The organism is Erythrobacter sp. JK5 (assembly GCF_018205975.1).
In the GTDB taxonomy this organism is placed as follows: Bacteria; Pseudomonadota; Alphaproteobacteria; order Sphingomonadales; family Sphingomonadaceae; genus Erythrobacter.
The window spans coordinates 2,264,610-2,284,899 of sequence record NZ_CP073577.1; the positions used below are offsets into that span (position 1 = coordinate 2,264,610).

Annotated in this window: 22 protein-coding genes and 1 pseudogene; 8 read left to right on the forward strand and 15 right to left on the reverse strand. The window is 67.3% G+C overall.

Annotated elements, in window-relative coordinates; translation table 11 throughout:
* Positions 1–37 precede the first annotated feature (37 nt).
* From motA to flgB, 13 genes are read right to left on the reverse strand one after another with little or no spacing between them, the layout of a single operon-like run.
* The gene (motA, locus tag KDC96_RS10950) at positions 38–901 is read right to left on the reverse strand and encodes a flagellar motor stator protein MotA (RefSeq protein ID WP_212448468.1); all 864 of its coding nucleotides are present in this window, start codon (positions 899–901) and stop codon (positions 38–40) included.
* Between the two features lie 16 nt (positions 902–917).
* Complete coding sequence (locus KDC96_RS10955; protein WP_212448469.1) at positions 918–1,835, reverse strand: flagellar biosynthesis protein FlgL; 918 nt, start codon at positions 1,833–1,835, stop codon at positions 918–920.
* A gap of 13 nt (positions 1,836–1,848) precedes the next feature.
* Positions 1,849–3,189, reverse strand: a complete 1,341-nt coding sequence (flgK, locus tag KDC96_RS10960; protein WP_212448470.1) for a flagellar hook-associated protein FlgK — start codon at positions 3,187–3,189, stop codon at positions 1,849–1,851.
* Positions 3,189–3,491, reverse strand: a complete 303-nt coding sequence (locus tag KDC96_RS10965) for a hypothetical protein (RefSeq protein ID WP_212448471.1) — start codon at positions 3,489–3,491, stop codon at positions 3,189–3,191. Before KDC96_RS10965 ends, flgK begins: the two co-directional genes overlap by 1 nt.
* Positions 3,488–4,585, reverse strand: coding sequence for a flagellar basal body P-ring protein FlgI (locus KDC96_RS10970; RefSeq protein WP_212448472.1), 1,098 nt, complete (start codon positions 4,583–4,585; stop codon positions 3,488–3,490). Before KDC96_RS10970 ends, KDC96_RS10965 begins: the two co-directional genes overlap by 4 nt.
* A gap of 13 nt (positions 4,586–4,598) precedes the next feature.
* Positions 4,599–5,291 carry a flagellar basal body L-ring protein FlgH gene (locus tag KDC96_RS10975; protein ID WP_212448473.1) on the reverse strand — a complete coding sequence of 231 codons (693 nt, stop codon included), beginning with the start codon at positions 5,289–5,291 and terminating at the stop codon, positions 4,599–4,601.
* Positions 5,292–5,305: 14 nt separating this feature from the next.
* Positions 5,306–6,097 (reverse strand): flagellar basal-body rod protein FlgG, encoded by a 792-nt coding sequence (flgG, locus tag KDC96_RS10980; protein ID WP_212448474.1) that lies wholly within the window; start codon positions 6,095–6,097, stop codon positions 5,306–5,308.
* A gap of 25 nt (positions 6,098–6,122) precedes the next feature.
* Complete coding sequence (locus KDC96_RS10985) at positions 6,123–6,668, reverse strand: flagellar basal body rod C-terminal domain-containing protein (RefSeq protein ID WP_371815477.1); 546 nt, start codon at positions 6,666–6,668, stop codon at positions 6,123–6,125.
* A complete protein-coding gene (locus tag KDC96_RS16695) occupies positions 6,602–6,862 on the reverse strand; it encodes a flagellar basal body protein (protein ID WP_371815478.1) in 261 nt (86 codons plus the stop codon). Before KDC96_RS16695 ends, KDC96_RS10985 begins: the two co-directional genes overlap by 67 nt.
* Positions 6,863–6,890: 28 nt before the next feature.
* Complete coding sequence (locus tag KDC96_RS10990) at positions 6,891–7,703, reverse strand: flagellar hook-basal body protein (protein WP_212448475.1); 813 nt, start codon at positions 7,701–7,703, stop codon at positions 6,891–6,893.
* Between the two features lie 33 nt (positions 7,704–7,736).
* Positions 7,737–8,069: a flagellar hook assembly protein FlgD gene (locus tag KDC96_RS10995; protein WP_212448476.1), complete on the reverse strand. Its 333-nt coding sequence runs from the start codon at positions 8,067–8,069 to the stop codon at positions 7,737–7,739.
* Positions 8,066–8,482 (reverse strand): flagellar basal body rod protein FlgC, encoded by a 417-nt coding sequence (gene flgC / locus KDC96_RS11000; protein ID WP_371815479.1) that lies wholly within the window; start codon positions 8,480–8,482, stop codon positions 8,066–8,068. The genes KDC96_RS10995 and flgC overlap by 4 nt, the downstream gene beginning before the upstream one ends.
* Entirely contained in the window at positions 8,479–8,826 is a 348-nt protein-coding gene (gene flgB, locus KDC96_RS11005; RefSeq protein WP_212448478.1) for a flagellar basal body rod protein FlgB, read from the reverse strand. The genes flgC and flgB overlap by 4 nt, the downstream gene beginning before the upstream one ends.
* A gap of 254 nt (positions 8,827–9,080) precedes the next feature.
* On the opposite strand from flgB, the gene KDC96_RS11010 reads away from it, so the two are divergent.
* Both KDC96_RS11010 and KDC96_RS11015 read left to right on the forward strand, forming a co-directional pair.
* The gene (locus KDC96_RS11010) at positions 9,081–9,734 is read left to right on the forward strand and encodes a MotA/TolQ/ExbB proton channel family protein (protein WP_212448479.1); all 654 of its coding nucleotides are present in this window, start codon (positions 9,081–9,083) and stop codon (positions 9,732–9,734) included.
* Positions 9,735–9,749: 15 nt separating this feature from the next.
* The gene (locus KDC96_RS11015; RefSeq protein WP_212448480.1) at positions 9,750–10,166 is read left to right on the forward strand and encodes a hypothetical protein; all 417 of its coding nucleotides are present in this window, start codon (positions 9,750–9,752) and stop codon (positions 10,164–10,166) included.
* 27 nt (positions 10,167–10,193) lie between these two features.
* On the opposite strand, the gene KDC96_RS11020 is transcribed toward KDC96_RS11015, so the two are convergent.
* A complete protein-coding gene (locus tag KDC96_RS11020) occupies positions 10,194–11,318 on the reverse strand; it encodes a GGDEF domain-containing protein (RefSeq protein WP_212448481.1) in 1,125 nt (374 codons plus the stop codon).
* Positions 11,319–11,511: 193 nt separating this feature from the next.
* Here KDC96_RS11020 and KDC96_RS11025 point away from each other — a divergent pair, with 193 nt between their 5' ends.
* From KDC96_RS11025 to KDC96_RS11050, 6 genes and pseudogenes are all read left to right on the forward strand, one after another.
* The gene (locus KDC96_RS11025) at positions 11,512–12,039 is read left to right on the forward strand and encodes a flagella basal body P-ring formation protein FlgA (protein WP_212448482.1); all 528 of its coding nucleotides are present in this window, start codon (positions 11,512–11,514) and stop codon (positions 12,037–12,039) included.
* A gap of 109 nt (positions 12,040–12,148) precedes the next feature.
* Positions 12,149–12,424 carry a flagellar biosynthesis anti-sigma factor FlgM gene (locus KDC96_RS11030; protein WP_249171763.1) on the forward strand — a complete coding sequence of 92 codons (276 nt, stop codon included), beginning with the start codon at positions 12,149–12,151 and terminating at the stop codon, positions 12,422–12,424.
* A gap of 4 nt (positions 12,425–12,428) precedes the next feature.
* Positions 12,429–12,761 (forward strand): flagellar protein FlgN, encoded by a 333-nt coding sequence (locus tag KDC96_RS11035; RefSeq protein ID WP_249171764.1) that lies wholly within the window; start codon positions 12,429–12,431, stop codon positions 12,759–12,761.
* A gap of 106 nt (positions 12,762–12,867) precedes the next feature.
* A complete protein-coding gene (locus KDC96_RS11040; RefSeq protein WP_212448484.1) occupies positions 12,868–13,782 on the forward strand; it encodes a transglycosylase SLT domain-containing protein in 915 nt (304 codons plus the stop codon).
* Between the two features lie 44 nt (positions 13,783–13,826).
* Positions 13,827–15,889 (forward strand): annotated as a pseudogene (locus KDC96_RS11045) (flagellar biosynthesis protein FlhA).
* Complete coding sequence (locus KDC96_RS11050) at positions 15,886–16,623, forward strand: sigma-70 family RNA polymerase sigma factor (protein ID WP_212448485.1); 738 nt, start codon at positions 15,886–15,888, stop codon at positions 16,621–16,623. Before KDC96_RS11045 ends, KDC96_RS11050 begins: the two are co-directional and overlap by 4 nt.
* 37 nt (positions 16,624–16,660) lie before the next feature.
* Here KDC96_RS11050 and KDC96_RS11055 read toward each other — a convergent pair whose 3' ends face one another.
* Positions 16,661–19,966: an amidohydrolase family protein gene (locus tag KDC96_RS11055; protein ID WP_212448486.1), complete on the reverse strand. Its 3,306-nt coding sequence runs from the start codon at positions 19,964–19,966 to the stop codon at positions 16,661–16,663.
* Between the last annotated feature and the right edge of the window lie 324 nt (positions 19,967–20,290).

Here is a 20,290-nt window from a genome sequence, read left to right on the forward strand (position 1 = left end):
CTGGGTGGGATCGGGGCCCGGGTCTCTTGGTGCCACCTCACTTGCCCCGCATCATGTCGAGCAGCTCGGTCAGCTGCGGGCGGTGCGCCGGAGGCAGGCCCGAACGCGCCGCCTCGAGCACCAGCGGCTGCGGATAGCCGTGCAGCGAGGCGACGATAACCTGCTTGATCGAATGGAAAATCTGCTGGTCGTGGGCGTTGACCTGCTTCAGCCGGCTTCCCATCGGCCCTGCAAAGCCATAGGCGAGCAGCACCCCGAGAAAGGTTCCGACCAGCGCGCTGCCGATCATCTTGCCGAGCACTTCGGGCGGCTCGTTGATCGAGCCCATGGTCTTGATCACCCCCAGCACCGCGGCGACGATCCCGAGCGCGGGAAAGGCATCGGCGAGCGCCTGGATCGCGTGCGCGGGCTCGTCCATCTCGTGCAGCTGGGTCTTGATCGCATTGTCGATCACGTCTTCGACCGCATGCGTATCGAGCGTGCCCGACGACACCACGATCAGCGTCAGCGGATCGCAGATCAAATTGCGGACCATCTCGTCCTTCTGCAGCCTGGGATACTCGCTGAAGATCGCCGAATTGTCGGGATCGGTGACGTGGCTTTCGAGCGCGACCGCGCCTTCGGCCCGCAGCAGTTTCATCAGCTTGCTGGTCAGCGCGATCGCATCCAGATGGTCCTGATCGGAATATTTCGGGCCCTTGAAGACCTTGCCGACCCCGCCGCCCAGCAGCTTGATTTCGTGCATCGAATTGCCGATCAGCGTCGCGCCCAGTGCCGCCCCGCCGATCATCATCAGCTCAAGCGGCAAGGCTGCCACGATCGGCCCGAGCGCGCCGCCCGCCAGCACGTAGCCCCCGAACACGAGGACGATCAGAACGACGATACCGATCGCGGCAAACACGGGCGCTGCCTCCTGCCTAGAGCGCGTTGAAAAGAGTCAGCGAGCTGACGCGGGTGAACGTGGTCTGCGTCGCTTCGAGCGCGGTCAGGGTCTGCTGCAGCCGTGCGATCGCATTGCCGACATCGGTATCGCCCACCAGCGAGCGTTCCTCCGCAAGCGCGATCGTGCGGTCGAACTGGTTCTGCTGCACCACCTCGATCCAGGCGAGCCGGGTTCCCACCACCGTCTGGCTGCGGTTCGCAGCGTCGAGCGCGACGTCGAGCCCGGCCAGGGTATCGCGCGCGATGGCCCCGGGGTCGGCAGCACCGCCACGCAGAGCCGCGGCCAGTCCGGAGATCAGCGCGAACGTGGTCGTCGGCGTTCCGGCTACATCGAAAGCGAAGACCTGTGGCCCGGCGACCCCGCGCTCGATCGCGGTGTCCGGCGCGACCGGGACCGAACCGGCATCCGAATTGCCCGCATAGACCACGCTGCCGTCGGCGGCGCGGATATAGGCCGGCCCCCCTGCGGTTCCGGCGAACAACGGCTCCCCGGTCAGGGTCTGCCCGTTGGCCCGGGTGAAAAGCTCCTCGCTCAACTGCTCCAGCTCGGCGGCGATCGCTTCGCGTCCGCTGGCGCCGAGCGTGTCGTTGCCCGCCTGCGAAGCCAGTTCACGAGCGCGCGCGATCACCTCGCCGACCCCGGCAAGTTCGGTCGCTGCCGAGGTGAGGTCCTGCGAAAGCTTGGTCGCGTTGTATTCCTCGATGTCCCCGAGCTTCTCGCTGCGGGCGATCGCGCGCAGCCGGGCCGCAGCCGCGGGGTCCTGCGAGGCGCGCTGAAGCTTCTGCCCGGTCGCGATCTGGGTCTGCAGCGTCTCGATCGCTTCGCGCAGCGCGCTCATCTGCCCGAGCGAGCGCTGAAAGAAGGTCTGGCTGGAATTGCTGATGATGCTCATCGTTTCGATCCCGTCACCGCAGCGCCAGGATAGTGTCGAACAGCTGGGTCGCGACCTGGATGATCCGGCTGTTGGCCTCGAACGCCTGTTGCAGGCGGATCAGATTGGTCGCCTCGGCGTCGAGATCGACCCCGGTTTCGATCAGCAGGGCGGATTGTGAGCTCTGCGCAATCGTGGCGAGCGCGGAGCGCGTGACCTGCTGTCCTGAAATGCGGCTCGACAGGCCGAGCAACAGCGCGTCGGACCCGGCCACGGGGCCGTCATCGGCCCCGATCGCGGCGATCAGCGCAGCCAGATTGCCGGCGTCGCGGCTGTTGGCGGGCGCTCCGGAAGGCGCGGTGGCAAGACCGCTCGGACCGCCGAGGGCAAGCGCGATGTCGCCCGCGCCCGTGCCCGAGAACAGCGGCTGTCCGGCGCTGCCATCCTGCGCGGCGCCGCTGGCCTGCCCGCTGTTGGCGCGGGTGATGGTCGACAGCGCGATCGCATCGAGCTGGGTCTGCAAATCGGCCTGGGCGGCGAGCGCGCTTGCCCGGCCCGCCAGGGCACCGGTGGCGGGAGCGACAGCGCTGCCTCCCAGATCGAAACTGGCGGTGCCGTCTGCGGCGAAGTTCGAAGACAGGCTCGTCGCGCTGGTGCCATCGACCAGCAGGGGGCCGCTGGCAGTGCCAAGGCGCACATTGGCAATTCCGCGCTCGCCGAACGAGACCGAAATGCCCAGTTCATCCGACAGCGCGGCGAGCGCCGCATCGCGCTGGTCGAGCAGCGCCGCGTGTCCCGCCGTGTTGGGTTCGGTCCGGGTCAGGCGATCGTTGATCCGGGCGAGCGCCGTTGCCTGGCTGTTGACCTCGTCGACCCCGAAGGCAACTTGCGACCGGGCCAAATCCCGCGCGTGGCCCAGCGCCGTGTTTGCCACCTGGAACGTTTCGGCCAGCTGCCGCGCGCTTTCGAGTGCGGAGATGCGCAGGGAGGGATCCAGCGGGTCGCTCGCCAGCCGCGTCAGCGCGGCTTCGAAATCGACCAGGCCTTCGTAGAGCCGCGACTGTTCGAGCGCGGTTTCGGCCCCGCGCAGGCCCGCCAGTTCGGCATCGGCGCGCGCGAGATCGCTGGCGCTGGCGCGGACCTGTTCGCGGGCAAGCACGTTGTCGGCGCGGCGCACATCGCCCAGCCGCACGCCGCCGTAGCTGGTCGAGGAATAATACGCGATGGTGGCGCTGCCGATCAGCTCGGATTGCCCGAGCGACCGGCGCGAATAGTCGCTGCTGCCCGCATTGGCGATGTTCTGCGCGGTGAGCTCGAGGCCGGCGCGCGCCGCAGCGGCGCCGCTGCGTCCGATGGTGATGAGAGCGCTCGACATTATCCGCCCTCTTTCGCATCGATATATTGCGCAAGCTGTTGCTCGATACTCAGGGCAAACCCGAAGGCCCCCGATGACGAAGCGATCTCGGCGATGTGTTCGTCGCGCATCTTCTCGAACTGCCTGAGCCCGCCACCGGTCAGCGGCGTCTGCTCGGCAAAGCTCGCGGCGCGTGCGGTTTCGAGCATGCGGCGGATCATGATCGCCTCGAACCCCTCGGCTGCCTTGCGCAGCTCAAGCCGTTCCCTGGACAGGGGAGCATCGACCGGGTCGGCGGGCAACGAGGCGGGCAGGCCGATCACAGCACCACCATCTCGGCCTGCAGCGCCCCGGCCTGCTTGAGGCTTTCGAGGATCACCACGAGATCGGCCGCGCCGACGCCGAGCAGGTTGAGCGCATCGACAATCTCGCTGAGCGATGCCGCGCCGGGCATCAGCGCCACCCGGTCGGACCGTTCGGAAATCGATATGTCCGAAGCTTCCTCGATCGCGGTCTGCCCCCTGCCGAAGGGTTCGGGCTGGACCACGCGCGGAGCCTCGTCGATGCGGATCACCAGTTTCCCGTGGCTGATCGCTGCGGGCGACAGCCGCACCGCCTCGTTGATCACCACCGTGCCGGTGCGACTGTTGACGATCACCCGCGCCGCGACCGCAGCCGGAGTCACGTCGAGCATTTCGATCATCGCCAGCCTCGCCGCGCGCTCGTCGTTTCCGAACGGCAGCACCAGCTCGATCGAGACCCCGTCGGCAATCCGTGCGGTTCCCGGGAATTCGGCGTTGATCGCATCGCGCACCCGCGCGGCGGTAAGGAAATCGGCCTGGTGCAGGTTGAAGCGCAGCGTGCCTTCGCGGTCGAACCCGGTGGCGACCGCGCGTTCGACGCTGGCCCCGTCTGCGATGCGGCCCACGGTGGCCACATTGACGGTCAGCTGCGATCCATCGCGGCCCGAGACGCCGAGCCCGCCGACCGCGACATTGCCCTGCGCCATCGCGTAGATCTGCCCGTCTGCACCGTATAGCGGGGTCAGCACCAGCGCTCCGCCGCGCAGGCTCTTGGCCTGCCCGAGAGTGGAAACGGTGATGTCGATCCGCTGGCCGGGCTTGGCAAAGGCGGGCAGTTCCGCAGTGATGATGACCGCTGCGGCGTTGCGCAGGTTGGGATTGACCCCGGGCGGCAATTGCAGCCCGAGCCGGCCCGAAACCCCGCGCATCGCCTCGGTCACATAGGCGAGATTGTCGTCGCCGGTGCCCTGCAGCCCGACGACCACGCCGTAGCCGGTAAGCTGGTTGGCGCGCAGCCCGTCGAACTGGCCGATGTCGCGGATGCGTTCGGCAGAAGCGCTCGCGGGGACCATGGCTGCCACAAGAGCGGCGAACAGGAGAAGCAGGTAACGCATGATCTTCTCCCCTTCAGAACGGTGAAATCAGGCTGAAGAAGCGCGACAGCCAGCCGGGCCTGCTGGCCTGCTGGACCGCGCCCTTGCCCGAATAGATGATTCGCGCGTTGGCCACCTGCGACGACGCCAGCTGGTTGTTGGCGTCGATATCGATCAGCCGGATGCGTCCCGAAAACTGGACCCATTCCTTTCCCTGGCTGAGCGACATCTGCTTTTCTCCGAGCACTTCGGCGGTTCCGTTGGGGTAGATCGCCGCGATCGTGACCGCGACAGTTCCGCTCAGCCGGCTTTGCTGCGCGGCCTTGCCCCCTCCTGTGAACGACCCGGTGGCCGCAGCATTAAGGGCGTTGGGGTTGAGAAATGCGAGCGGCCCGGCGGTCGGCGGGGTCAGCGCAAGGCTGCCCTCGCGATCGGTCTGGCCGGTGGTGCTTTTCGAGGTGCTGGTGTTTTCGACCAGCACGATCGTTACCATGTCGCCCAGCGCGCGCGCGCGGGTGCCGGTGACGAGCCCGGAATAGCCGGTGTTGACCCGGAAAATCGCACCGGCGGTCTCCTCAGGCGCGGGCATGGCCGGCGCCTGCGCGATCGCCACCGGGCCGCCGGGTGGCGGCGGCGCGGCAAAGCCGGTTTGCGGACTGCCGCCCATGCCCATGCAGGCCGAAGCGAGCAGCGCGAAGAGAAGCGGGGTGATCGTGCGAAGGCGCATCGTGGCAGTCTCCCTCACAGCGTCTGGTTGGCGTTGCGCAGCATCTCGTCGACCGCGCTCACCATCTTGGAATTGATCTCGTAGGCGCGCTGCGCTTCGATCATCTCGACCAGTTCCTCGACGACGTTGACGTTCGAGCTTTCGAGCATCCCCTGCCGCACTTGCCCGCGCCCGTTCTGTCCGGCGGCGCCGACATCGGCGGCTCCGCTGGCGGCGGTTTCGACGAGAAAGTTGTCGCCGATGGCGCGCAGGCCGGCGGGATTGACGAAGCTGGCGATCTGCAGCTGCCCGATCTGGACCGCGCTCGCATCCTGGCCGGTGGTCGCGCTGACCGTGCCGTCGGGTGCGATCGCGATCGAGGTCGCACCCTGCGGAATCTGGATCGGCGGGGTCACGGAATAGCCCTGCGACGTCACCAGCTGGCCTTCGGGCGAGAGCGTGAAATTGCCCGCACGGGTGTAGCCGGTCTGCCCGCCACCCGGCAGTTCGACCTGGAAGAAGCCCGGGCCGTCCAGCGCAACGTCGAGGTTGTTGCCGGTGGTGTTGAGCGTGCCCTGCGTGTCGATCCGGCTGGTGCCCTGGACCTGCACCCCGGTGCCGAGGTTGAGGCCGACCGCATAGGCAGTCTGCCCGGTCGATTGCTGCCCGGCGACACGCTGTTCCTGATAGGCGAGCGTAGCGAAATCCGCGCGATCGCGCTTGAACCCGGTGGTGCCGATATTGGCGAGGTTGTTGGCGATGACGCGCATCCGCGCGTCCTGCGCCTCGAGCCCGGTGCGGGCGACGTGAAGGGCTGAAGTTGGCATGTCGTGTTACTCCGGTTGAATGGGATCAGCGCAGCGTCATCAGGCTCGCGCCCGCTTCGTCGATATCGCTGGCGGTGCTGATGATCTTCGCGCGCTGTTCGAAGGCGCGCTGCGCCTCGATCATGGCGATAAGCGTTTGCGCGGTTTCGACGTTCGAACCTTCGAGCGCGCCGCTGGTGACGGTGGCGGTCGGATCGGGCGGAAGCACCCCGCCGCCCGGAACCTTGAGGAAAGTGTCGATGCCCTTGGCCAGCAGCGAGCCGTCAGGCGAAACCAGCTTCACCCGATCGAGCTGCTGCGCAGGCTGATCGGGCGCGGCGGGATCGCGCGCGAGCACGCTGCCGTCCTTGGCGATGCTGATCTCGAACCCGGCGGGCACCGTGATCGCACCGGCATTGCCCAGCACGGGCAGGCCTTCGCCGTTTTCGAGTATGCCGGAGGCTGCGATCCGGAGATCGCCGCGCCGCGAATAGACTTCGTCGCCGGCCGGGCCCCGGTACGCGATCAGCGCCGCGCCATCGACCGCGATGTCGAGCGGGCGGCCGGTCGGATTGACCTTGGCCGCGTCCATGTCCGCCCGCGCACCGCGCCGCGCGCCACCGCACGGGCTTCGAGCGAACCGTCCCGCAGCGTCGCCGGAGTGACCGCGAACACCTCTTGCCGAAACCCGGGGGTATTGGCGTTGGCAAGGTTGTTCGCGGTCGCACGCTGGCGATCCATCGCCGCGTTCATGCCCGTAAGGGCGGTGTAGATCATCCGGTCCATGGCTTATCCTCGCGGCGATCCAGCGCGGTTAGCGCTGCAGGTTCAGCACGGTCTGCGAGATCGCGGTCGCGGTATCGATCGCGCGCGCGTTGGCCTGGAAGTTGCGCTGCGCGGTCAGCAACGCGACCATCTCTTCGGCGAGGTCGACATTCGAGCGTTCGAGCGTGCCGCTCAGCAATTCGCCGAAATTTCCGATCCCCGGCTCGCCGAATTCGGCCGGACCCGATGCGCCGGTCTGCTCCCACTTGGACTGACCGAGCGAGCGCAGGCCATTGGTCGAAGCGAACGAGGCCAGCGCGATTTCCGCAACCGGCTGCGTGGTCCCGTCGGAATAGGCGGCGGTGACGACACCGCGGCGATCGATCGTGATGCTCGACAGGCCCGAGCCCGCAGCATTGGTGATCGGCACGACGGTATTGCCGGGCACATTGGAGGTCGCATTGCCGTTTGCATCGACGGGAAAGGACTGCACCAGATCGCCGTTGGAATCGGTCAGCTGACCACTCGCATTGAGCACGAAGCCGCCGTTGCGGGTAAAGTTGAGATCACCCGAAATCGGATTGGCGGTGGCAAAGAACCCGCCGCCGTTGATCGCGATGTCGAGGCTGCGCCCGGTCTGTTCGATCGGGCCGAGAGAAAAATCCTGGTTGATCGAGGCAACGGTCGCGCCGATGCCTGGCGTGCGGCGCGGATCGCTGGCCGAACCGCTGGCGACGAGATCGCTGAAATTGGCGTTGCTCTTCTTGAAGCCCGCCGTTTCGGCATTGGCAATGTTGTGCGAGATGACGCGAAGGTCGGTTTCGGCGTTTTTCATGCCGCTGAGCGAGGTGAAGAATGACATGGCGGACTATCCTTTCGTGGAATGGGAAGACGTTCAGGCGATGACAGGCTGCGCCGCCTGGACAGCGGCCCGCTGGGCCTCGATCAGCGCATCGAGCTTGGCCGAAATTTCGCTCAGCCGCGCTTGCGAACTCACCGTTGCCTCGAGACTCGAAAACTGTGCCAGCTGAGCCAGCATCTGTTCGTTGCTTTGCGGTTCGAGCGGGTCCTGATTGGCCAGCTGTGCGGTCATCAGGCGCAGGAAATCGGCCGAATCGAGCGACGCCGCCGCGCTTTGACGCGGGATCGTCGACGGCGCGTTGAGCCGTTCGAGCGTGTCCTGAATTCCGGGATTGCCAGAGGCTGTCGCCTGGGTCTGCATGATCATTGGCTCCTGAGTGTTTCGAGCATCAGCTGCTTGGCGGTGGTCAACGCCTGGACCAGGTTCTGGTACTGGCGCGCACTTTCCATGATCTCGACCATCTCGGCGGTCTCATCGACCGGCGCTTCGAAGATGTGGCCGGTTTCGTCGGCGAGCGGGTGTCCGGGGTCGTAGCGCTTGGTCGGCGCGGTCCGGTCGCGCATCAGCCCGTCGCTGCGCACGCTGGCGAGGCCCGAAGCCTGGTCGAGCTCGCTGGCGAACACGACCCGCAACGGGCGATAGGCGTCCTCCTCCCGGGTGGTCACGGATCCGGCATTGGCGAGGTTCGACGTCGCCGCGTTCATCCGCACCAATTGTGCCGACAGGGCGCGCTCGGTCATGCCGAACAGGGTCATGCGCTGGTCGCCGGGCATCGTCATTCGCCCTTCAGCGCGCGGGTGATGGTGTTGACCTTGCCCTGCACGAACGCGAGCGTGGCGGAATAGGCCACCGCGTTTTCGGTAAAGGCGATCTGCTCGCGCCCCAGCTCGACCGTGTTGCCATCGAGCGAGGGCATGGTCGGGATCTTGTAGACCAGATGCGCGTCGGCGCTGGCGGTAGCGTCGCGACCGTCGAGCCGCGCCTGCAGCGCCGCGCCGAAATCGATGTCGCGCGCCTTGTAGCCGGGCGTCGCGGCGTTGGCGATGTTCGAGGCGAGCACCCCCATGCGCTGCGAGCGCAATTCGAGCGCCGCGCCGTGGATGCCGAAGATCGTTTCGTTCATGGCGATTGCCTTTCACAAGGGCATTCGTGGTTGGTTCGCCATGCCAACAGCAGAAAGCGTGCCAAACTCATTCAAGTGGTTGAAATCCCTGTCTTTCAGGAATGGGCGTCAGGTATCGCCCACGGCGAGCGGCAAGCTCTTGCCGATCGGGGTGCAAGGAACTGCCCCGATCGTGCGGGGGCGCTTAATTCCCGCGCGCCGCAGCCGTTCTCGGTTGGGACGACGACAGGAGAAGGGGTGCAAGAGTGACCGGCGTGATCGCCCAGATGTACGACCCCGGCGCGCTCGTCATCGTCCTTGCCGGAACGCTGATCGCGACCGCAGCCCGCTGCGGGGCCCGCGACCTCGGCGTCGCCGGCGCTGCCCTGGCAGCGCTGGGCCGCACCCGGTTCGACGAGGACGCCAATCGCGTCGCGCTCGCCCGCACGGCGCATGAAGTCGAACAGCGGGGGAAACTGTGCGCCGCAGTCGCAATGCCCCCCGACGCTTCGCTGGCGCGGCTGATCGATGCCTATGTGCGTCACGGTTCGCTCGACGCCATGCACCAGCAGGCCGGGTCCGATCGCGCGACGCGCGAGGCCGCCCGCGCGGTTGCCGTGCGAACCTTCGAATATGCCGGTGAGCTCGCCCCGGTCTTCGGGCTGGTCGGCACGCTGTTCGGGATCACGCGACTGGTGCCTGGTGCCGGCGATACGATCGAGACCACCATGGCCGCGATCGCCACGGCCGTGCTGTCGACGCTGTACGGCGTTCTCACCGCGCACCTCCTGTGCATCCCGCTCGCCCGTGCGATCGAGCGCCGGGGCGAGCGCGAGGAGGAGGCGCGCGAACGGCTTGTCGACTGGCTCGCGCCCCACTTGGGCACCGCCACACCGATCGCGCTGCGCCCGATGCGCGGCGTGGCCTAGGAAGGAGCGACGACGATGCGCAACGCCGCCGGATGGCAACTGATCCTCGCCGATCTGGCGCTGATCCTGTTTCTCGTGACGATCTCTGCCCTGGCGGAGCAAGCGGACGAGCAGGACGCGCCAGAACCGGCAGGCGCGGCGCTCCGCGAGGGCGACACGGTGGAGATCGCCCCGGCGCAGGCGCTGTTCCGGCCTTCCGCCAACGGCCCGTCGATCGCGCACTGGCTTGACGAGCAACAGCGCGATCCGCGCTCCACGCTCAGCATCGTCGCGACCCATCGCCCGGGCGAATCGCGCGAGGGCTGGGAACGGGCCGAGGCGCTGGCCGGGCAGGCGCGCGGACGCGGCATCGATGTCAGGATCGTGATCGGTCCGGCGTCGACACCGGACCTCTATGCGACCCTGGGATACGACGTGCAGCAGCGCGATTGAGGCGCAGGCGTTTTCGCGCGATCCGCGTCAGACCGATACGATCCGGTTTCTGCCCGACGATTTCGCCTCGTACAGGGCGGCATCGGCCCGGGTCAGCGCACTGCGATCGTCGGCGTCTTCGGTGACTTCGGCGATACCTCCCGAAAAGGTGATCTTGCCGAACGGTTTGCCGGTTTCGCGGTTCATCAGCTGGCGGCCGGCAAGCACCCGGCGCAAACCGTCGAGCTTGCGCCACGCCGCTTCCTTGTCGAGACCGTAGAACAGCAGCACGAATTCCTCGCCGCCATGACGCGAAACGAAGCACTGATCGCCGGCGATCTCGTTGAGGGTGCTGGCAATCGCACACAGGATCCGGTCACCGGCCTCGTGGCCGTGGGTATCGTTGACCGCCTTGAAATGATCGACATCGCAGAATGCGACGCACAGCGGGATGCCCTTTGCGCGAGCTTCCTTGGCGGCAGAGGCAAAGCGACGTTCGAACGCGCGGCGATTGGGCAGGCGGGTCAGATGATCGACATCGGCCTCCATTCGCGCCTTGGCCAGGCTGGAACGCAGCTGAGCGGATTCGGACTGGCTGCGTTCCATCGCCTGCTCGACCCGTTCGATGCGTTCGAGCATGACCCGCGCGAGATCGAGCACCTGTGCCATGTCGACCGTCCCACCGGAGGGCCGGTCGACGCTTTCCGAGGCGCGCGCGATCGCGTCGATATGCGCGCCCAGCGCTTCGCGGCCGTCGCTGGTTTCATCCTGCGCGGACTTGGCGGTTTGCGCGAACCGCATCAGCGAATATTCGAGCCGATCCATCAGCCGCTCGAGCTCGCTCATGCGGTCGTTGGAACCGGGATCGAGACGCACGATCGTATCGAGCCAGCGCTGATCGATCGGCTCGCCGGCGCTCTCGCGCGCGGCAAATGCTTCGGCGAGCGGGCCGTTGGAACCGGACAGCGCCCCGCATATTGCCGACAGGTTGGGGCCGGTGACCGCCAGGTCGTGCCTGATCGTGAATTCGGTGATGCTGCCGAGCAAGGCACGCCGTTCCTCGCGCACCTGGGGAGAGGGTCGGTCGCGTGCCGCGCTGCCCGCGCCTTTCGGCCCCGGGCCTGGGGCCTTGCTGTCCCGCGACGGGCGACGGACGACGCTCGGATACGACATGGTGCGACACGATCCTCTTGATCTGCTGTGTTTCGCGTCACTTGGTAGCGGCATATCCTCAACGCCGGACTGCATGAGGCCCTGCGGACAACACCTAGCCCACTGCCTTCCGGCGATCTGGCACGACCCTTGCTGCGTTCTGCGCATGATCGGGACGGTCCCGATTGCCGATCACGACAAAAGGCAGGCAGACATGCGTTCTTTCATCAATCTATTCGGATTTGCGCCGGTGGCGCTGATCATGTTCGTGCCCCTGTTCTCTCCCGCTTTCGGGGCGGGTGCCGGGCAGGCCTTCACCGACCCGGGCGATATCGACCGCGCGGTGGCCGAATTCACCGGCGCCGCGATCGGCGAGGTGGGCGGCGCGCGCGCGCCTGCCGACCGGCGTCTGAAGCTGGCGCGTTGCGACGCGCCGCTGCTCGCCGACTGGCACGGCACTGCGAAGACCACGGTGCGGGTCGAATGCCCCGCCGCCGCCGGGTGGCGTATCTTCGTCGCCACCCGGCCGCATCCGCAGGACGCGCAGCAGCAGCGTGTGGTGAAACGCGGAGACCCGGTGACCGTGCTGGTGCGCGGACGCGGGTTTTCGGTCCAGCAATCGGGCGAGGCACTGGAGAACGGGGCCATCGGAGACTGGATCGGAATCCGGACCGCACGCCACGCCGACCCGGTCCGCGCGCGGATCGAACGCCCGGGACTTGCGGTGATTCCGGCCAGCTGAAAATTCCTCGCTACGCCACTTAAGACTTCCCGAACGGCGCCGTTCTGATGATCAGAAATCCACCTGGAGACGCAACATGCCCTCTATCGAACTGAGCAGACTGCAGGGAGTGAGTGCCCCCCGCGCGCTTTCCGAAAGCGACCGCGCGCAGCTCGATGCCCGTGCCAAACCGCGCGCCGACGGCGCTGCCGACCGTGCCGCCACGCCCGGCGTGGCGATCGAGGTCGGTGCCCTGGTCGACGCAGGCCAGCCTCCGGTCGACAGCGACCGCGTGGCGGAAATTCGTGCCGCTCTCGAAGACGGCAGCTACCCGCTCGTCCCGGCGCGCATCGCCGATGCGATGATCGCGGCGCGGGTCGGCTTCACCCTGGCCGGGGAGCGCTGAAACCGTGCCCGACCGTCATGACGCGCGCGCCGATATCGCCGGCAACCTGCGGCAAATGATTGCCGTTCTCGAGCGCGAGCGGCAAGCGCTTGCCTCGCTCGATGCCGATGGCCTGACCGAATCGACCCGCGCCAAGGAACAGCTGTGCGAAGCGCTGGCGACGGCGGGGCCGGATACGCTCGATGCCGAAAGCCGTGCGCTGGCGGAAACCGCGCGGGCGCTCAACGAGGTCAACCGCCGGGTGCGCAACCTGCTCGCCGCCAATGTCGCCGCCCGCATCGACGCGCTTGGCGGGCCGCGCGCGACCTATTCCCCGGCGCAATTCGCCCACGTCTGATCGCCGGGGATCGCTCCGATCCCGGTTTGGCACGCCTGTTGCTGAGGCTGTGCGTGCGCATCGTCCGTGATGCGCCCGAAAAACCAGGCAAGACGATGGGCCCATTGTGAGCAACCAGAACCCGATCGCCAGCATCCCGCCAGCCGCTCCGGTCACCACCGGCGCGGACGCTGCGTCGAGCGTCCAGCGCGCGATCGCCGATGCCGCGCGGCGCACCAGCATCGACTTCGATTACCTGCTCGCGCAGGCCGAAGTCGAATCCTCGCTCGACCCGCGCGCAAAGGCGCGCACTTCGAGCGCGACCGGCCTTTACCAGTTCATCGAGAACACCTGGCTCGACACGCTCAAGCGCCACGGCCCGCGCTTCGGGCTGGGAAAAGTCGCGGCGCAGATCGGAACGACGCAGGGCGGATCGTCCTATGTCGGCGACCCCGCGCAGCGTCAGGCCATACTCGACTTGCGCAAGAACCCGCAGGTCGCATCGTGGATGGCGGCGGGACTGGCGGAAGACAACCGCGCGCACCTCGTGCCGATCCTCGGCCGCCAGCCGGATCACGGCGAGCTCTATCTCGCGCATTTCCTCGGCGCGGGCGGCGCGGGCCGGTTCCTGTCCGAACTGGCGCGCGATCCCGGCCAGAGCGCCGCCGACCTGTTTCGCCGACCGGCTTCGGCCAACCGCGCGATCTTCTACGAGCGCGACGGATCGCCGCGCAGCCTGGCGCAGGTGATGACCGTGATCGACGGCAAGATGAGCCACGCCCTCGCCCGCGCCGGTGGCCCGGAGAGGGGCGTCGGGCCCCATCCGGTTGCCGATCGGGCCGCATTTATGCCGCGCAATAGGTCCACGGTCGCCCCGATCCCGACGCTCGCGTCGGTCGCCGCCGGCCGGGGCGGTGGCTCGTCCGCGATGTCTGGCCTGCTGCGCGCCGCTTCCGGCGGGGAGCGGTTGCAGCCGCTCAGCGCCGAAGGCAGCGCCCAGGTCAGGCGCGCCTACGACCGGCTGAAAGCGCTCGGCCTGTGACCTCTGCGACTCTCACTTCCGGCTGGCGCAACGCCCCGGTCGCGATGGCGCTTCCGGTCGGCATTTTCGCGCTGTTCACGCTGATGGTGATGCCCATCCCGACGCTGCTGCTCGACATCTTCTTCGTGCTCAACATCGCGATCACGATCGCAGTGCTGATGGTCGCGCTCAACGCCCGCACCCCGCTCGATTTCTCCTCCTTCCCGTCGGTGCTGCTGTTCGCGACGCTGCTGCGGCTCGCGCTCAACGTCGCCTCGACCCGGATCGTGCTGGTCAACGGGCACGAGGGGGGGCTGCGGCGGGCGAGATCATCGAAAGTTTCGGCCAGTTTCTGGTCGGCGGCAATTTCGCAGTCGGCCTGTTCGTCTTCGCGATCCTGCTGATCATCAACATGATCGTCATCACCAAGGGCGCCGGACGCGTCTCGGAAGTGTCGGCCCGGTTCGTGCTCGACGCCTTGCCCGGCAAGCAAATGGCGATCGACGCGGATATCGCTGCGGGTCTCATCACCGCCGAGGAGGCGCGCGAGCGCCGCTCGCAGGTTACGATCGAAGCCGATTTCTACGGGTCGATGGACGGTGCCTCGAAATTCGTGAAGGGCGACGCGATTGCCGCGCTGCTGATCCTCGCGGTCAACGTGGTGGCGGGCTTTGCGCTCGGCATGATCAGCCACGGCCTGTCCGCCGCCGAAGCGGGCGAGCTATACGTCACGCTCGCGGTCGGCGACGCGCTGGTCGCGCAGGTGCCCGCGCTGCTGCTGTCGATTGCCGCCGCAGCAATTGTCACCCGCGTCGCCGACAAGCGCGACCTTACCGGCCAGATCGGCGGACAATTCGCCGATCCGCGCGGGTGGTTGCCGGTGGCGCTGATCCTCGCCGCGATCGGCATGGTCCCGGCGATGCCGCAGCTGGTGTTCTTCCCCGCCGCCGGGATCGCCGGAGCGATCTGGTGGACCCTGCGTCGGCGTGCGGCGCAGCCTGTCGAGCAACCGGCTGTCGAAGAGGAGGCGTCGCCCGACCGGATCGAGCTCGCCGATGTTTCGGACCAGACGCTGGTGACGATCGAACTCGGCTACGGCCTCGTGCATCTGGTCGATGCCGCCAAGGGCGCGCCGCTGCTGACCCGCATCACCGGTATCCGCAAACAGCTTTCGCGCGATCTCGGCTTTGTCCTGCCGCAATTCCGCATTCGCGATTCGCTCGACGCCGGAGCGCAGGATTACGCGGTCATGCTGGGCGGGGTCACGCTCGCCAGCGGCTCCGTGCGTCCGGGCAAACTGCTCGCCATCGATGCGGGCGAGGTGCGCACCGGTCACGGCCTCACCGGCGAGGCGACCCGCGATCCGAGCTTCGATTGCCCGGCGCTGTGGATCGACCCCGCGCTGCGCGACCATGCCGTCGCCGAAGGCTTCATGGCGGTCGATCCGAGCACGGTGATCGCGACCCATGCCAACCAGACGCTGCTCGGGCACAGCGACCAGCTGCTCGGCCCCGAGGAGGTGCGCGACCTGCTCGATGCGCTCAAGGACCGCGCGCCCGCGCTGATCGAGGCGGTCCATCCCGAGCCGCTCTCGCTCGCCGCGGTCACCCGCATCTTCCGCGCGCTGATCGCCGACGGGATCGGGCTGTCGCATCCGCAGCCGATATTCACCAGCCTCGCGCTCGCCCTGCAGACAACGCAGGATTTCGACGCGCTGGTCGACGCGGTGCGGATCGACCTTGGCGCGCGATTGGTCGCGCGGGTCTGCAAGCCGGGCGAGCGGCTCAAGGTCGCGACACTCGATGCCGGACTCGAAAGCGCGATTCTGGGCGGGATGGCCGATCCGGCCACCGGTCAGCCGCTGATCGAGCCCGATTGCGGGGCGATGATCGCCCGGCGCGTCAACGATTTCATCGCCGAAGCCGACGGCCCGATCGCGCTGATCGTCCAGCCCCCGGCTCGTCGCGCGCTGGCCGGGCTGCTCAAACAGCGCGCCCGGTCGTGCCTCGTCCTTTCGATCAACGAATTGCCCGCCACCCAGGGCGTCGAAGTGGTCGGCGTGATCGGCGCGGAAGAGAATGCGGACGAGACGGCCGCCCTGCCGAATGAAGGAGCCCTGGCGGCATGAAGCACGATCCCCACAGTTTCGCCGCTGCCACGCCGGTCGCCTACAGCAACGCCTCGCGCGCCGAGGTCGAAGACCGGGTGCGCCGGTTCCTACCCATGGTCCGGCGGGCCGCGTGGCACATCTACGGCATGGGGCGCGAAGGGCTGGAAATCGAAGACCTGATCCAGGCGGGGATCGTCGCGCTGACCGAGTGCGCGCAGCGCCATTCCGGTCCGGGCGAAGACGGGTTCGCCGCCTATGCCAAGATCCGCGCGCGCGGGGCGATGCTCGATTGCATCCGCAAGCTGATGAACGATACCCGCACCGCGCGAAAGAAGCGCGCGGCCTATCACGACACGCTCGATCGCCTGCGCCAGCAGCTCGGCCGTGAGCCAGGCCGGGCCGAAATCGCGCAGGCGATGGGGATCGGCGATGGTGAGCTGCTCGAAATCGAGGCTTCGGGCGTCGCCATCTCCTCGATCAGCGATGAGTACGACGAAAGCAACACCGCCTTCGCCAGCGACGGCCCCGACCCGTTCGAAGCCCTGTGCGCGCTGGAGGACCGCGAGCGGCTGGTGCGCGCGATGACCGCGCTGCCCGATCGGCTGAAGCTGGTGCTGCAGCTGTTCTTCGTCGAGGAAATGAACCTCACCGAGATCGCCGAAGTGCTCGAAGTCAGCGTCCCGCGGGTCCATCAGCTGCGCGCCAAGGCGCTGAAGGACCTGCGCGCGCTGATGGAGGCGGAACTGGCCTAGTTACCCCCGTCCGTTCGCATCGAGCGAAGCGAGCCGCCTAGCCGCCGTCCGAATGCCCGGCCCCTGCCGCGTGCGCGGCCGCTTCGGATCCGCCCGCGCCGCGACCGCCATCGGCCTCCCACCAATACGCCCGGCGTTTGGCAGTGCCGGTGCCGACTTCGTTCATGGTCTTCGCATCGTAGAGCCGCCCGCCGAGCATCACCTGCACGATCGAATCGGAATTGCGGATGTCGGCGCTCGGATCCTCGCTCAGCACCACCAGATCGGCGAGCTTGCCGACCTCGAGGCTGCCGATATCCTTGTCCATCCCTAGCGACTGGGCCGAGGCGATGGTGCCGGCCTTGAGCGCCTCGACCGGGCTCATGCCGCCGCGTGCGAAGCTCCACAACTCCCAATGCGCACCAATTCCGGCCTGCTGCCCGTGCGCGCCGATCGCCACCTTGACCCCGCGCTGCGCGATCTTCCTCGCCTCGCGCGCGGCATCGTCGTCGACGAACGCCCAGTCGGGCGCCTTGGTCCGCCGCGCATTGTCGGCCAGCAGCTGCCTGGGCGGGGTGTGGATCATCAGCGGATGCGCGAACACGTCCATCGCCTGCCGCCAGTAGGGATCGCCCGCAAGCCCGCCATAGGTCACCGCCAGCGTCGGCGTGTAGTTCGAGTTCGACTGGCCGAAGAATTGCAGCACGTCCTCGTAGAACACGTCGCCCGGCACATTGTGTTCGATGGTCGAGTTGCCATCGGCGATCAGGTTCATGTCCATCCCGAACAGCGAACCGCCCTCGGCCACCACCAGCATGTTCTCCGCCGCCGCCGCGCGGGCGACCATCTGGCGCTGTTCGCGGCGCGGCTGGTTGTAGTTCTTGACCGAGATGCCGCCCTGCGCCTTGATCCGGCGGACATGCGCGAGCGCGTCTTCGTAGCTGTCGATCCGCGCATAGACGCTGGGTGCCTTGGCGCCGTAGATGATCTCCCCGGTCGAGAAGATGCGCGGCCCCAGCATCCGACCCGCCTGCTGGCGTTCGGCAGCGGCGAACACCGTGCTCGCCTGGCTCGACGGATTGTGGATCGTGGTGACGCCCAGCGCCAGGTCCTGCACCAGCGCCCAGTTCTGCTGCGGGATCAGGTCGCCGGTGCCGTAAGGCCCGTGCGCGTGTGCATCGACGAGGCCGGGCATGATCGTCTTGCCGCTGGCGTCGATGGTGGTCGCGTTGTCCGGAACATTCACTTCGCCCGCCGGGCCGATGGCCGCGATCCGGTCGCCTTCGATCACGATGACGCCGTTCTCGATCACGCCTGCATCTTCGGTATCAAGACCGGCGGCCATGGTGAGGATTTTCGCTCCAGTGATTATGGTGGTCCCCGTTGGCGCGGATTTGGGCACCGTCATCGCCAGCGAAATGCCGGTTTCGGGCGGGGTGAAGCCCTGCTCCTCCTCTTCGCCCTTGGGCGCGTTGCGGAAGAACGCGCCGACCTGCGCGCTTTGCAGCTGCGGGCCGATCGACCAGAACAGCGTCGCCCCGCCATTCGCCCAGCCGAGATAGTCGGCCCCGCCGGTCGAAATCTTGGTGACCGGCAACGCGCCGCCGCTTTCGCCGACGTCGACCGGCTTGCCGCCGGGCAGCAGCGGCATCGCGAAGACCTCGTAGTTCTGCCGGAAGGCCACCGTCCTGCCATCGGGCGAAACGCGGAAATCGTTGGCGAGCTCGCCGCGCGCGTGGGTGCGCTGCGCCTCCCCATCGAGATCGGCGGAGACCAGCGAGAGCTTGCCGTCGTCGCTGGTGGTCATGAAGATCCGGCTCGCATCCGCGCCGAACTGCGGGTTCGATCCCGAACGCGAGACGAGCCGCGGCTGGCCGCCGCGTGCGGGCACGACGTAAATCCCGGGATTCTCGGAATATTCGGGCGAGGTCAGGTACCCGCCCGAGCGTTTCTCATAGGCGATCAGCGAACCGTCGGGCGAGAACGCGAGACTGGCATAATGCCCGGGCTGCTGCGTCACCACCCGCCGGTTCTGCCCGTTCGCGTCGGCGACCACGATTTCGCCCAGCCCCTCGTCGCTCCACCGCACGTAGGCGAGGCTGCGCCCGTCGCGGCTGTAGGCGGGCCAGGCTTCGACCGCGTCGGCCCTGTCGCCGGTCAGCGGGCGCGGTGCGTCCTTGCCCCGCGCCGACTTGGTGTGGAGCCGTCCGAGGCTTTCGAACACCACCCGGCTGCCATCGGGCGAGAGCGTCGCGTATTTCGGCATCGCGGTGACGAAGCGGTCGGGTGCGACCGCGATCGCCGGATGCGGCGCATCGGCCACGCCGCGCGTATCGTCGATCGCAAACGGGATATCGGCCAGGTTCGATCCGTTGCGGTCGATCCGCCTGAGCTTGCCGCCCGCCCAGAACACGATGCTGCGGCTGTCGGGCGTCCAGTCCATGTTGGGATAGACGCCGTAGACCGCCCAGGTCTCCTGCAGATCGAGATCGAGCGCGTCGTAGATCATCCGTTCGCGGCCGCTGGCGAACTCCTTGACCCACAGCTGGCTGGTATCCTTGTCGCGCCGGACGAAGGCGATTTCCTTCCCATCGGGCGAGGGCGCCGGACGCACCGCGCCGCCATAGCCATCGACCGCGGTGGTCACTTCGCCGGTCGCGAGCTCGTGTTTCTCGATCGCGAAAATGCCGGTCTGGCTGTCCTGCGCGTAGATGAAGGTGCTGCCCGGCGTGGTGTTGCGGGTGTAGTAGATCGCGCTGCCATCGGGGGAGAAGACCGGCTCGCCGAGCTCCTTCTGCAGGCTCTCGCTCGCGCGCTCGACCACCTGCACGCCGCCGCCGCCGGAGACATGGTACATCCAGATTTCGCCCGTCCCGGCGCTGCGCTGCGTGGTAAAATGCTTCTTGGCTGCGATGAACTCGCCATCGGGCGACCAGGTCGGCTGGTTGAGCAGGCGGAAGTCCTCCTTGGTCACCTGCCGCTTGTCCGAGCCGTCGCGGTTCATGACCCAGATATTGTCCCCGCCGCCGCGGTCCGAAGTGTAGGCGATGCGCTGCCCATCGGGCGAGAAACGCGGCTGCACCTCCCACGACAGCCCCTCGGCAATGCGCGTCGGCGTCCCCCCGGTGATCGGCATGGTGTAGATATCGCCGAGCATGGTGAAGGCGATGGTCCGCCCGTCGGGCGACACGTCGACATCCATCCAGGTTCCTTCGTCCGTCCGGATCGGCACCTGCTCGATGGTCGCGCCGCGCGGAGCCTCGACGTCCCACTTCTCGTCCTTCTTGTCGTCATCTTGCGCGAGCGCGATGGACGGCATCGCGAGTATGGAACCGGCAAGAAGGGCGGTGGCAAAACGGCGCATGAGTGTCTCCCTGTGTTGGAACGAGAGACTAGCGGCGCGAAAGGATATTGCTAGGGGCGTTCATACCTCGGATCGAACCAACCCCTGCTGCGTGGCCAGAAGATCATTGAGGTCAGCATCACGCCAAATACGATTAGCCACGGTATCATCATGTAGTGAATCGTCGCCCAGAAACTTCCGACACAGTGCGGGATGCCCCTTAGTTCGATGACGATATCCCGACCGCTGCCGCATTGCAGATAGTCACCGTTGCCGAAGACAAGCAAGTATAGGAGGGCCACAAGTCCGAGCGGTATGAGCACGAACGTCCTTGCTAGCCAAAGC

Excerpts from the sequence above, each read along its gene's own strand:
- KDC96_RS10955 (WP_212448469.1), bottom strand. The coding sequence starts at position 1,835 with ATGAGCATCATCAGCAATTCCAGCCAGACCTTCTTTCAGCGCTCGCTC.
- flgK (WP_212448470.1), bottom strand. The coding sequence starts at position 3,189 with ATGTCGAGCGCTCTCATCACCATCGGACGCAGCGGCGCCGCTGCGGCG.
- KDC96_RS10970 (WP_212448472.1), bottom strand. The coding sequence starts at position 4,585 with ATGCGTTACCTGCTTCTCCTGTTCGCCGCTCTTGTGGCAGCCATGGTC.
- KDC96_RS10975 (WP_212448473.1), bottom strand. The coding sequence starts at position 5,291 with ATGCGCCTTCGCACGATCACCCCGCTTCTCTTCGCGCTGCTCGCTTCG.
- flgG (WP_212448474.1), bottom strand. The coding sequence starts at position 6,097 with ATGCCAACTTCAGCCCTTCACGTCGCCCGCACCGGGCTCGAGGCGCAG.
- KDC96_RS10985 (WP_371815477.1), bottom strand. The coding sequence starts at position 6,668 with ATGGACGCGGCCAAGGTCAATCCGACCGGCCGCCCGCTCGACATCGCG.
- KDC96_RS16695 (WP_371815478.1), bottom strand. The coding sequence starts at position 6,862 with ATGGACCGGATGATCTACACCGCCCTTACGGGCATGAACGCGGCGATG.
- KDC96_RS10990 (WP_212448475.1), bottom strand. The coding sequence starts at position 7,703 with ATGTCATTCTTCACCTCGCTCAGCGGCATGAAAAACGCCGAAACCGAC.
- KDC96_RS10995 (WP_212448476.1), bottom strand. The coding sequence starts at position 8,069 with ATGATCATGCAGACCCAGGCGACAGCCTCTGGCAATCCCGGAATTCAG.
- flgC (WP_371815479.1), bottom strand. The coding sequence starts at position 8,482 with ATGACGATGCCCGGCGACCAGCGCATGACCCTGTTCGGCATGACCGAG.
- flgB (WP_212448478.1), bottom strand. The coding sequence starts at position 8,826 with ATGAACGAAACGATCTTCGGCATCCACGGCGCGGCGCTCGAATTGCGC.
- KDC96_RS11015 (WP_212448480.1), top strand. The coding sequence starts at position 9,750 with ATGCGCAACGCCGCCGGATGGCAACTGATCCTCGCCGATCTGGCGCTG.
- KDC96_RS11020 (WP_212448481.1), bottom strand. The coding sequence starts at position 11,318 with ATGTCGTATCCGAGCGTCGTCCGTCGCCCGTCGCGGGACAGCAAGGCC.
- KDC96_RS11025 (WP_212448482.1), top strand. The coding sequence starts at position 11,512 with ATGCGTTCTTTCATCAATCTATTCGGATTTGCGCCGGTGGCGCTGATC.
- KDC96_RS11050 (WP_212448485.1), top strand. The coding sequence starts at position 15,886 with ATGAAGCACGATCCCCACAGTTTCGCCGCTGCCACGCCGGTCGCCTAC.
- KDC96_RS11055 (WP_212448486.1), bottom strand. The coding sequence starts at position 19,966 with ATGCGCCGTTTTGCCACCGCCCTTCTTGCCGGTTCCATACTCGCGATG.